Here is an 11,229-nt window from a genome sequence, read left to right on the forward strand (position 1 = left end):
GCCACCGCCGGGGTGCGGCCGGTGCCGCTCAGCGAGAAGGACGGCGGCAAGTGCGTGGAGGCCACCGCCGACAACTCGTACTCCGGGGCCTATCCGATGGCGCGCTTCCTCTTCGTCTACATCAACAAGGCGCCGGGCAAGGCGCTCGATCCCCTCACGCGGGAATTCGTGAAGGTGATCGTCTCCAAGGAAGGGCAGGAAGGCGTGATCAAGGACGGCTACTTCCCGATCCCTGCCACCATCGCGAAGGAAGAGCTGGCGAAGATTCAATAGCGTGGCCATCAACAGCGAGACTTTTCCGGCGGGCGGGCCAGCCTCCCCGGCCCGCCCGCTCGTCGTCAGCCGCGCCCGCACGGAACGTCGCATCCTCGTCGACCGCTGGGCCTCGCGGCTCGTGGTGGTGGGCGGCATCGTCATCATCGCGTGCATCCTCGCCATCCTTTTCGTCATCGCCGCCGAGGTCTATCCGCTGTTCAAGCCGGCCACGGCGACCCTCGTGGGGACCTATGCCGCGTCGGCCGGCGGGCCCGGCCCGGCCGCGGGAGACGCCGTCGGGGTCGACGAGTACCGGGAGATCGCCTTCACGCTCACGGGCCCCGGCAACCTCGAGTTTGTCTCACTCAAGGGAGGCCTGTCCCCTCCGCCCCTCGCCGTGCCGGGCTTGAATGGCGCCACCGTCGCCTCGGTAGCCGCGGTCGGCAAGATGCGCCTGCTCGTCGGCACCTCGGATGGGCGTGCGATACCGCTCGACATGAAGTTCGATGTCACCTTCAAGGACGCCAAGCGGGCCGTGGTGCCGGCTCCCTCCTTCGGGCCGGCCATGGCTCTCGACCCTGAGAAGAAGCGGGCCGTGCGCCGTCTCGCTTTGGGAGTCGCGGACGCGGGTGGCGTGACCGTCGCGCAGGTCGGGCCCGCGGACCTCGTCGTCCAGAGCGTGGTTGAGAAGAAGGCGCTGATTGGCGGCGCTCGCCGCGAAGAGTCGATCCAGGCCTTCACGCCCGATCTCTCGGGCGAGATCACGGCGCTGAGTCTGGACGGGCGCGGCGAGGATCTCTTCATCGGCACGAGCCAGGGGAATGTCCTCCGCTACGACATGAAGGAGCCCTCCGGGCCGAAGCTCGTCGAGACGACTGCCGTCACGAGCAAACCCGGTGCGCCCGTGACGGCGCTCGGGTTCCTCCTCGGGGACCGGACGCTGATGGTCGGGGACGGGCAAGGCGGGGTCAGCACCTGGCAGGTCGTGCCGCCCCCCGGCGGCGGCGAGAAGCGTCTCACGCGGATCTACGAGTTCGCGCCCCACGCTGGACCCGTGGTGGCCATGACGGCTTCGAAGCGGGACAAGAGCTTCGCGACCGCTGACGGGGCGGGGCATATCCACATGTCGTACGGCACCTCCGGCAAGACTCTCCTGCGCGTCAAGAGCGAGGTGCCGGGACTGGCGGCGCTGAGTATCGCCCCCAAGAACGACGCGGTGCTGGCCGAGGACGGCAAGGGGAAGCTCAGCCAGTGGAGGGTCGACAACCCGCATCCCGAGATCACGTTGAAAACACTCTTCGGCAAGGTCTGGTACGAGGGCTACTCGCAGCCGGCCTGGGTGTGGCAGTCCACGGGCGGCACCGATGACTTCGAGTCGAAGATGAGCTTGACCCCGCTCATCTTCGGGACGATCAAGGGCACGCTCTACGCCCTCCTCTTCGCCGTTCCCATGGCGCTCCTGGCCGCGCTCTACGTGAGCGAGTTCATGCATCCGTCGGTGAAGGCGTACGTCAAGCCCGTGGTCGAGATCATGGCCGCGCTGCCCAGCGTGGTCCTGGGCTTCCTGGCCGGTCTGTGGCTGGCCCCCGTGCTCGAGCCCATCGTGCCCGGGCTCTTCCTGATGCCCCTCGTGCTGCCCGTGGTGATCCTGGCCGCCTACGGCCTCTGGCGCCTCGTTCCTTTGCGGATCCGCGGCCTCTTCAAGACGGGGACCGAGGCCTTTCTCCTCATCCCGGTCGTGCTCGGAGGCGTGGGGCTGGCCCTGGCCGCGGGCGGACTCGTGGAGACGTTCCTCATGCAGGGCAACTACCGCGGCTGGGTCCTCTCGGCGCTCGGCCTGACCTATGACCAGCGCAACTCGCTGGTGGTGGGCGTGGCCATGGGTATCGCGGTCATCCCGATCATCTTCACCATCGCCGAGGATTCGCTCTCCAATGTGCCCGGCCACCTCCGGGCAGGATCGCTGGCCCTGGGAGCCACGCGCTGGCAGACGGCGATCAGGATCGTGCTGCCCACGGGAAGCCCCGGCATGTTCTCGGCCGTCATGATCGGTCTGGGCCGCGCCGTGGGCGAGACCATGATCGTCCTGATGGCGACGGGCAATACGCCCATCATGGACTGGAACATGTTCAGCGGGTTTCGCGCCATGTCGGCCAATATCGCCGTCGAGCTGCCCGAGGCACCGGACGGCGGAACCCTCTACCGTGTGCTCTTTCTCTCGGCCTTCCTGCTCTTTTGCATGACCTTCGTGCTGAACACGGCGGCGGAGATGGTCCGGCTCAAGCTCAGGAAGAAGTACCGCTACCTATGAGCGCTCGCCACAAGGGTGTTTGGAATGGCGGGGAGCCGTTCGTATGGCTCACGGGCGGAGCCCTGACCCTCGCCCTCCTGCTCGTCGTGGGTCTCATCACCCTGATCGTGTACAACGGCATGGGCTTCTTCTGGCCGAAGGCGGTCGTGCGGCTGACCCTCTCCGATGGCACCGTCATGACCGGGCAGCTCGTGGACCGCGAGGCGGTGCCGGGCAAGCGGGACGAGCACCGCATAAAGCTCAAGGTCGCCAACCGCGATCTCTACGGCGCCGATTTCCAGTGGGTGGACGAAGCGAAGGTCGCCAAACGCGAATACCCGCCGGACACGGCCGTGATCGAACGGACCGAATGGGGCCTTCTGATCGGGACGATCAAGGAAGTGCGGGACGGGAGCAAGGTCATCGCGGTCGGTCCGGCCGCCTGGGCCGAGGTCCAGAAGCGCCTGGGGGAGAGTGGCCGCGTGCGACGGGCGATCCGAGCCATCGAAAAGGGCGAGATCGGCGCGATCAACGCGCGCCAGGAGGCGCTCCGGCTCAAGCTCAAGGGGCTCGAGGTGAAGGGCATCACCTCGGGGCGGGAGTTCGAGGCGCTGCAGAAGCAGCTCGCGCCGCTCCAGGCGCAGTACCAGGCCCAGACGGCGCGCCTGGCCGAGCTGCGGAAGAGCCAGACGGAGACCATGTTGGTGACGGGGGACGGAGGCAAGGAGAAGGATCTGCCCCTCGCCCAGGTGCTCGACATCCGCTTCCCGAACACCATGGGACTCCTTGGCAAGACGGGCTACTACCTCGGCCATCTCTGGGAGTTCGTGGCCGGCGAGCCCCGCGAGGCCAATACCGAAGGCGGCGTGTTCCCGGCGATCTTCGGCACCATCCTCATGGTCATCCTGATGAGCATCGTGGTGACGCCGCTCGGCGTGCTCGCGGCCTTCTATCTCCGTGAGTACGCCAGACAGGGGACCTTCGTGTCCATCGTGCGCATCGCCGTCAATAACTTGGCGGGCGTGCCGTCCATCGTGTTCGGGGTCTTCGGCCTCGGGTTCTTCATCTACGGCGTGGGGGGCTTCATCGACCGCCTCTTCTTCGCCGAGGCCCTGCCCACCCCGACGTTCGGCACCGGCGGCATTCTCTGGGCCTCGCTGACCCTGGCCCTTCTGACCGTGCCCGTGGTCATCGTGGCCACCGAGGAAGGGCTCGCGGCCATTCCCGGCGGGATGCGCGAGGCCTCCCTCGCCCTGTCCGCGACCAAGCTCGAGACCGCGCTGCGGGTCGTGCTGCCCGCCGTGATGCCCTCGATCCTGACCGGACTGATCCTGGCCATGGCCCGGGCCGCGGGTGAGGTGGCCCCCCTCATGATCACCGGCGTGGTCAAGCTCGCGCCCTCGCTGCCCATCGACGGGCAGTGGCCCTTCTTGCACTTCGAGCGCAAGTTCATGCACCTGGGCTTCCAGATCTACGATACGGGCTTCCAGTCGCCGAACGTGGATGCGGCGCGCCCCATGGTGTTCGCGACGACCTTGCTCCTCCTGGCCATCGTCGTCCTCCTCAACCTGTTCGCGATCGCGACCCGCAACCGGCTGCGCCGGAAATACGCGACCTCCGCCGTTTAGAATGGGGAGATAAGGAGAGAGCCATGCCCGGATCCGTCAGCGTCACCGCGGGCCTTCACCCGCCGGCCACCCACGGGGCCATGATGGAGACCCCGATGGTGGAGATCGAGCAGGTCAACCTCTGGTACGGGCTGAAGCAGGCGCTCACGGACGTGACCATGTCCATGCCCAAGCACCGGATCACGGCCTATATCGGTCCCTCGGGCTGCGGCAAGTCCACCCTGCTGCGTTGCCTCAACCGGATGAACGACCTCGTGGACGGCGTCAGGATCACGGGGAGCATCCGGATCGGAGGCACGGACATTTACGACGCGAGCCAGGACGTGACGAACCTGCGCAAGCGCGTGGGCATGGTGTTCCAGAAGTCGAATCCCTTCCCCAAGTCCATCTTCGAGAACGTGGCCTATGGCCCGCGCATCCTGGGCATGAACAACCGCACGGACCTCGAGGGGATCGTGGAGCGGAGCCTGCGGAATGCCGCCCTCTGGGACGAGGTCCACGACCGGCTTCACGAGTCCGCCCTCGGATTGTCGGGGGGGCAGCAGCAGCGCCTCTGCATCGCCCGCGCCATCGCCGTCGAGCCGGACGTGCTGCTCATGGACGAGCCCTGCTCGGCCCTGGACCCTATCGCGACCGCGAAGATCGAGGATCTGATGCTCGAGCTCAAGAACAGCTATAGCATCGTGATCGTCACCCACAACATGCAGCAGGCCGCGAGGGTGAGCGATTACACGGGCTTCATGCTCCTGGGCGAGCTGGTGGAGTTCGGGGTGACGCGGGAGCTCTTCACCAATCCGAAGAACAAGAAGACGGAAGACTACATCACCGGCCGGTTCGGCTAGACGCGAGCCCGGAGGCCGCCATGCAAAGGCATTTCCACGAAGAGCTGGAGGCACTCAAGCAGACGCTGCTCGCCATGGGCGGGCTGGTCGAGGACCAGATCCGCCGCGTGATGCGCGCCTTGCTGGAGCGGGACGATGCCCTGGCCCAGGAAGTCATCGACCGGGACCAGCAGGTCAACGCCTACGATGTCGAGGTGGACGAGACCTGCGTCAGCCTGCTCGCCTTGCATCAGCCCACGGCGGGAGATCTCCGCTTCATCACCACGGCCATGAAAATCGTCACCGACCTCGAGCGGATCGGCGACCAGGCCGTCAATATCGCCCAGCGCGTGCTCGAGCTGAACCGGCAGCCCCAGCTCAAGCCCTACATCGACCTGCCGCGCATGGCCGAGAAGGCCCAGGCCATGGTCAAGGAGAGCCTGGACGCCTTCGTGGCGCGGGACACCGCGCTCGCCCGCAAGGTCTGCGCCGAGGATGCGGACGTGGATGCGCTCAAGGAGCAGCTCTTCCGCGAGCTCCTGACCTTCATGATGGAGGACCCGAAGACCATTCCCAGGGCCATCCGGCTCATTCTCATCTCGCGCTTCATGGAGCGCGTGGCCGACCACGCGACCAATATCGCGGAGATGGTCATCTACCTGGTCGACGCCAAGATGGTCCGGCATACGCTCGCCTGATGGGGTAGGTGTATGCTGAACTGGTGAGCAGAGAGAGGCGCTACCAGCTCCAGGACGAGCAAGCCAATCGGCAAATCGACGCCCTTCTCGAGCATCTGCGGGTGCCCGGGGAGACCTGGCGCTATCACACCGAGATGCTCACCACCGTCCTCAAGACCTTCGAGGACAAGGCGCAGATCGCCGACCTCAAGATCGCCAGCGCCGCCCTGAAAGAGCTCCGATACGGCTTCAAAGTCTTTGCCCCCTATCGCGAGGTGCCGAAGGTGACGGTCTTCGGTTCTGCGCGCACGCCCGCTGATCACTCCGTGTCCGAGCAGGCGCGATCTTTCGGCCGGCGCATGGCCGATGACGGCTGGATGGTCATCACGGGGGCGGGCAGCGGCGTCATGGGTGCCGCGCAAGAGGGAGCGGGACGCGAGCGGTCATTCGGCATGAACATTCGCTTGCCCTTTGAGCAGGACGCCAATCCCTGGATCGCCGATGACCCCAAGCTCATCTCCTTCAAATACTTCTTCACGCGCAAGTTCTTCCTGGTCCGCGAGGCATGGGCCATGGCGTTCTTCCCCGGAGGGTTCGGCACGGGCGACGAGGCCTTCGAGGCGCTGACCCTCATCCAGACCGGCAAGACGGAGATGGTGCCCGTGGTGCTCATCGATGCGCCGGGCGGCCGGTACTGGCGGCGCTGGGGTGAATTCGTCCAGGAGCAGATGGCCGATCAGGGGCTGATCTCGCCGGAGGATATGTCGCTGTTCCGGATCACCGATAGCGTGGAGGAGGCGGTGGGCGAGATCGAGCGCTTCTACCGAGTCTTCCACTCGCACCGCTATGTGGGCGACCACCTCGCCCTGCGCCTGCGTCGCCCGCTCGCTCAGCCCGTCCTCGGCGACATCTCGCTCCGTTTCTCCGACATCCTGAAGGGCCCCGTGGAGCAGGTGGCCAGCCCCCTCCCCGGCGAGCGCGGGGAATTCCCCGAGCTGCCGCGTCTCGTGCTGCCCTTCAACCGGAGCGGATTCTCCCGCCTCCGTCAGCTCATCGACTTCGTCAACGCGACCTAGCGGCCTGACCGAAGAAGGCGGCCAAGAGCTCGCGATCGCGCGAGTACGTGAGGAGGCTCGCCGCCTCCTCGAAGGAAGCCCAGCGGACACCGTCAACTTCGTTCCGAGGCTCGGCCACGCCTCCGGCCGGATCCATCATCCAGTAGCGGACGATCTTGAGCCGACCCTTGCCGTCCTCGTGGGAGGTGGTGGCGAACTCACGCCCCAGCACACACCGGAGCCCCGTCTCCTCCTCGACCTCGCGTAGCGCGCACGCCTCGTGCGTTTCCCCGACCTCGAGCTTTCCCTTGGGGAAGGTCCAGTCCTCCCGGCGTGGCCGGTGGATGAGCAGCACCTCGATGTCACCCCGCTCGCCCTGCCGTGAGATGACTCCGCCCGCTGCGTGCACGACACCCCGGCTGCTCATGCCGCCAGTATGCAATGTGGGACGCGCTCCGACCTAGCTTTCCGGCGCCGCCACGGTTTCTTCACAGAACGGCAAGGCTGCGGCAACACCCCCGCGCTAGGCTCTCGTCCACGGAGGGATCGTGACCACGGACGAGCTCCTGACCGAGTTGCGGACATCGCGGTCTGACCTGGCGCGCATGATCGAAGCGGTGGTGCGAGACCGGCTCCCTTACATCGTCATTCCCTCGCAGGCCGTCCAGGCGTGGAAGGTTGAGGAGCCGCACGGCTGGGCGAAAGCCGCGGGATGGCTGGCCGCCCACAATGTGGCGCTGGTTCAGGTATGAGCTCGGCCACCCTCGGGTGCTCGACCGTCACTCTGCCTTCCAGACCTTGTTCCCTCGCCGCTTGAGCTTCGGCCACTGCTCGAAGAAGTCCATCTGCGCCGCCTGACGACGGGCCTGCTGCCGCGTCACGAGCTTCCCCGCGAGCAATTGCTCCGGACGGCCGCCGTGGCGGCCGACGAGGGCGCGGAGGCGCTCCTCGGCCACCGCGGCATCCTGGTGCTCTCCCAGGATGTCCTGCACCTTCTTGGCCCTGGCCACGAATCGCTTGGCGGGCTGCCCAACCATGGCCTCTGCCAGCTCGGCGGCGTAGCGGGCGCGTTTGACCTTGATCCGCACGGCATGCAGGTCATCGTCGCTCGGCCTCTTGGGCAGAGCCTTGACTGCCTTGCGAAGCTTCTTGAACTGCACGGCCGCGATGGCGGGCAGGGAAACCCCCGCGTCCACTACCCGGGGATGCTGGATGGACTTCTCCAGCCGATCGAGGAGCTTCGCATAGCGCGGCCCGTCGAGCGCGGCGATGAGATTGGCCCGCGCGTGAGTCCGCTGGTCGTCCAGACGGTCGAGGAGCGCACGGCCCTCCACGCGTCCAGCTGACTTCAGTGAGGACAGCTCGGCGCGAAGGTGCTGCCGGAAGACATCGAGGTCTCGGAGATCGCCGAGGAGGGTGCCGAGCCAGTCGAGCTCGCTCCGGAGCCCGCCGACCCACTCGGGATCGAACATCTCCCGGGCCGCCCCCAAGATGGCGCGGAGCCGTCGGACCGCCGTGCGCATCCGGTGGAGCTGTTCGGGGTCGATCCCGGCTCTCGTGCCGGGCTCATGCGCTCGAATCGCCTCGAGCTGCTCGTGCATCAGGACCAGGATGTGGTCACGGGCCGGGCTGCGGGCCGCGACGCTGGAGCTCTTGAGGGGACGAGCTTGTCGCATGCGCTACTCCGCTTCGGGGCGCTCCTCGGTTACCTGGCACTCCGTGCACACCCAGGTCCGGACGAGGGTCATGGTCTTCAAATCGCGCCGGAGAGTCCAGGGGAAGAAGGCCTGGGCGCCGCACCGCGGGCAGCGCTCCACCTTCTGGCCTGGCTGAATCGAGGAGGGCAGCCAGGGGATCTTGGACGGCATCGCGGGCATTCTACCGTAAGATGTCGCGGTGCCGACGGCGTACGTCGTCCTCATCCTGGCCAACATCGTTTACGGCTCGAGCTATGCCGTCAGCCGCGTGGTCCTCGAGCACATGGGGCCGGCCACCCTCTCGTTCTTCCGGCTCGCCATCGGCTCGCTCGTCCTCGTCCCCCTGGCCCTGGCGCAGCGGCGAGATGACGTGCGGCTCTCGCGCGCCGATAAGTGGAACATCTTCTGGATGGGGCTCTGCGGCTTCGCGGGCGCCTTCGCCTTTGGCAACTGGGGTCTCCGGTTCTCCACGGCCACCAATGCTGCGCTTCTCATCACCGTCGAGCCCGTCTCGCTTATCCTTCTCTCTCCCCTCGTGCTGGGTGAGCACCTCACCCGCCGCGAAGGCGTGGGCGCCCTCCTGACCGTGGTGGGCGCCACCGTCGTGGTGCTGAACGGGATACCCGGGGCCAGCGTGGCCATTGCCCCCCACTGGCGAGGCGACCTGCTTCTCGTCCTCTCGGGGCTGGCCTATGCCGGCTATTCGCTCTTCGGCCGCGACGTGCTCGCGCGGCACAAAGCGGTTCCCGTGACGGCCTGGTCGATTCTCTGGGGGCTGGTCGTGATGGTGCCCTTCACGGTGGCCGAGTGGGTGGCGGGCGACCGGCCCCTGTGGACAGGGACCACCATCCTCGGCACGCTCTACCTCGGGTTGGTGATCACCGCGCTGGGATACCTGCTGTGGAACTGGGGACTGGAGCGGGTGGAAGCGCCGCGCCTGGCCATCTTCGTCAACATCCAGCCATTGGCCGGCGCTCTTCTGGGAGTGGTGGCGCTCCACGAGGCGCTCACCGCGTACACCGTGGCGGGCGGCATCCTCATTCTGGCCGGCGTCCACACGGCCGTCCGCGCCAAGCGAGCCCAAAGGGGCTCCATAGGCTAGAATAGGCGCCATGAGACGGATCCGCGTGGGGCTGGCGCAGATCAACCCGACGGTGGGCGCCATCGAGGCCAATGCGCGGCTCGTCCTCGACGGGATGGAGCGCGCCCGCGCGGCCGGCTGCGATCTGGTGGCCTTCCCCGAGCTCGCGCTGACCGGCTATCCGCCCGAGGACCTGCTCTTCAAGACCGCGTTCATCGAGGCCAATCTGAGAGCGCTCGAGGATGTGGCGAGGCAGAGCCGGGGCATCACGGCGGTGCTCGGGTACGTCGACAAGCGTGACGACATCTTCAATGCCGCGGCCGTCCTCCACGACGGCCGGCACGTGGGCACCTATCACAAGCAGTACCTGCCGAACTATGGCGTCTTCGACGAGAACCGCTACTTTCAGTCCGGCACCGAGGCGCCCGTCTTCGCCGTGGGTAACACGGTGCTCGCGGCCAATATCTGCGAAGACATCTGGTATCCGACGGGCCCCACCACTCTGCAGGCCCTGGCGGGGGCCGAGCTCGTGGTGACGATCAACGCCTCGCCCTATCACGCGGGCAAGGCCCAGTTCCGCGAGAAGATGCTGGCCACCCGGGCCGCCGACGACCTGGTGTGCCTGGCTTTCGTCAACACGGTGGGCGGGCAGGACGAATTGGTCTTCGACGGCCAGTCTTTCATCTTCAACGAGAAGGGGGAGCGGATCGCGCGCGGCCGAGCCTTCGAGGAAGACCTCGTCGTGGCGGACCTCGATCTCGACGAGGTCTTCCGCGCGCGCCTGCACGACTCGCGGCGGCGCAAGGAGAAGCTTCGCGCGGCGGGGCCGACGCGCATCTCGCTGCCCCCGCTGCCCGCCCGCGAGAAGCCCAAGCCGCCCGCCCACGAGATCCAGGCCCTCGAGCCCGTGGAGGAGATCTACCAGGCCCTCGTGCTCGGCACCCGCGACTACGTCACGAAGATCGGCTACAAGCACGTGGTCATCGGGCTGAGCGGCGGGATCGACTCCACCCTCGTCGCCGCCATCGCCGTGGATGCGCTGGGGGCGGCCAATGTCACGGGCGTCACCATGCCGTCGCCCTTTTCTTCGGTGGGGACGCGGCGGGATGCCGCGCGGCTGGCCAAGAACCTCGGCATCGACATGCTGCGCGTGCCCATCACGGGCGTGCTCAAGGCCTACAAGCGCTCCCTGGCGGGAGCCTTCAAGGGGCTCAAGGAAGACGTGACGGAGGAGAACCTCCAGGCGCGCATCCGGGGCAATTACCTGATGGCCCTGTCGAACAAGTTCGGATGGCTCGTGCTCAATACCGGCAACAAGAGCGAGATCGCCGTCGGCTACACGACGCTCTACGGCGACATGGCGGGGGGCTTCGCGGTCATCAAGGACTGCCCGAAGACCCTCGTCTACAAGTTGAGCGAGCACGCCAGTGCGCGCGCGGGACGGGAGCTCATTCCCGAGACGGTGTTCACCCGGCCGCCTTCGGCGGAGCTGCGCCCGGACCAGACCGATCAGGACACCCTGCCTCCGTACCCGGTGCTGGATGCCATCCTCGAGTGCTATGTCGAGGGCGACCAGGGGGTGGCCGATATCGTGGCGCGCGGCTTCGACGCCCAGACCGTCAAGCGCGTCATCGCGATGGTGGACCGCAACGAGTACAAGCGTCGCCAGGGCGCCATCGGCATCAAGATCACCCCGCGCGCCTTCGGCAAAGACTGGCGCCTCCC

Annotated in this window: 12 protein-coding genes; 9 read left to right on the forward strand and 3 right to left on the reverse strand. The window is 67.0% G+C overall.

Translation table 11 applies throughout. The features are described from left to right. The 6 genes from VGT00_08450 to VGT00_08475 form a co-directional block, all read left to right on the forward strand. On the forward strand, window positions 1–273 hold a 273-nt coding region (locus VGT00_08450; GenBank protein ID HEV8531433.1), incomplete at its 5' end, for a phosphate-binding protein. Window position 274: 1 nt separating this feature from the next. Further along, entirely contained in the window at window positions 275–2,566 is a 2,292-nt protein-coding gene (locus VGT00_08455) for an ABC transporter permease (GenBank protein HEV8531434.1), read from the forward strand. After that, window positions 2,563–4,173 (forward strand): phosphate ABC transporter permease PstA, encoded by a 1,611-nt coding sequence (pstA, locus tag VGT00_08460; GenBank protein ID HEV8531435.1) that lies wholly within the window; start codon window positions 2,563–2,565, stop codon window positions 4,171–4,173. The genes VGT00_08455 and pstA overlap by 4 nt, the downstream gene beginning before the upstream one ends. Window positions 4,174–4,253: 80 nt before the next feature. Beyond that, a complete protein-coding gene (pstB, locus tag VGT00_08465; protein HEV8531436.1) occupies window positions 4,254–5,015 on the forward strand; it encodes a phosphate ABC transporter ATP-binding protein PstB in 762 nt (253 codons plus the stop codon). A 20-nt stretch (window positions 5,016–5,035) separates the two neighbouring features. Next, window positions 5,036–5,692 (forward strand): phosphate signaling complex protein PhoU, encoded by a 657-nt coding sequence (gene phoU / locus VGT00_08470; GenBank protein HEV8531437.1) that lies wholly within the window; start codon window positions 5,036–5,038, stop codon window positions 5,690–5,692. A gap of 23 nt (window positions 5,693–5,715) precedes the next feature. Then, window positions 5,716–6,747, forward strand: a complete 1,032-nt coding sequence (locus tag VGT00_08475) for a TIGR00730 family Rossman fold protein (GenBank protein HEV8531438.1) — start codon at window positions 5,716–5,718, stop codon at window positions 6,745–6,747. On the opposite strand, the gene VGT00_08480 is transcribed toward VGT00_08475, so the two are convergent. Continuing rightward, entirely contained in the window at window positions 6,734–7,153 is a 420-nt protein-coding gene (locus VGT00_08480) for an NUDIX hydrolase (protein HEV8531439.1), read from the reverse strand. The two genes, VGT00_08475 and VGT00_08480, sit on opposite strands and share 14 nt — an antisense overlap. Before the next feature lie 121 nt (window positions 7,154–7,274). Here VGT00_08480 and VGT00_08485 point away from each other — a divergent pair, with 121 nt between their 5' ends. Then, window positions 7,275–7,478 (forward strand): hypothetical protein, encoded by a 204-nt coding sequence (locus VGT00_08485; protein ID HEV8531440.1) that lies wholly within the window; start codon window positions 7,275–7,277, stop codon window positions 7,476–7,478. 27 nt (window positions 7,479–7,505) lie between these two features. Here VGT00_08485 and VGT00_08490 read toward each other — a convergent pair whose 3' ends face one another. Both VGT00_08490 and VGT00_08495 read right to left on the reverse strand, forming a co-directional pair. After that, complete coding sequence (locus tag VGT00_08490; protein ID HEV8531441.1) at window positions 7,506–8,402, reverse strand: CHAD domain-containing protein; 897 nt, start codon at window positions 8,400–8,402, stop codon at window positions 7,506–7,508. A gap of 3 nt (window positions 8,403–8,405) precedes the next feature. Beyond that, window positions 8,406–8,594, reverse strand: coding sequence for a hypothetical protein (locus VGT00_08495; protein HEV8531442.1), 189 nt, complete (start codon window positions 8,592–8,594; stop codon window positions 8,406–8,408). Window positions 8,595–8,622: 28 nt separating this feature from the next. On the opposite strand from VGT00_08495, the gene VGT00_08500 reads away from it, so the two are divergent. Together VGT00_08500 and VGT00_08505 are read left to right on the forward strand one after the other, a co-directional pair. Continuing rightward, entirely contained in the window at window positions 8,623–9,525 is a 903-nt protein-coding gene (locus tag VGT00_08500; protein HEV8531443.1) for an EamA family transporter, read from the forward strand. Window positions 9,526–9,535: 10 nt separating this feature from the next. After that, on the forward strand, window positions 9,536–11,229 hold a 1,694-nt coding region (locus tag VGT00_08505), incomplete at its 3' end, for an NAD+ synthase (GenBank protein HEV8531444.1).

Source organism: Candidatus Methylomirabilota bacterium, assembly GCA_036002485.1.
In the GTDB taxonomy this organism is placed as follows: Bacteria; Methylomirabilota; Methylomirabilia; order Rokubacteriales; family CSP1-6; genus AR37.

Bases quoted from the DNA above. Each gene is read 5' to 3' on its own strand.
- pstA (HEV8531435.1), top strand. From the start codon at position 2,563: ATGAGCGCTCGCCACAAGGGTGTTTGGAATGGCGGGGAGCCGTTCGTA.
- pstB (HEV8531436.1), top strand. From the start codon at position 4,254: ATGATGGAGACCCCGATGGTGGAGATCGAGCAGGTCAACCTCTGGTAC.
- phoU (HEV8531437.1), top strand. From the start codon at position 5,036: ATGCAAAGGCATTTCCACGAAGAGCTGGAGGCACTCAAGCAGACGCTG.
- VGT00_08480 (HEV8531439.1), bottom strand. From the start codon at position 7,153: ATGAGCAGCCGGGGTGTCGTGCACGCAGCGGGCGGAGTCATCTCACGG.
- VGT00_08490 (HEV8531441.1), bottom strand. From the start codon at position 8,402: ATGCGACAAGCTCGTCCCCTCAAGAGCTCCAGCGTCGCGGCCCGCAGC.
- VGT00_08495 (HEV8531442.1), bottom strand. From the start codon at position 8,594: ATGCCGTCCAAGATCCCCTGGCTGCCCTCCTCGATTCAGCCAGGCCAG.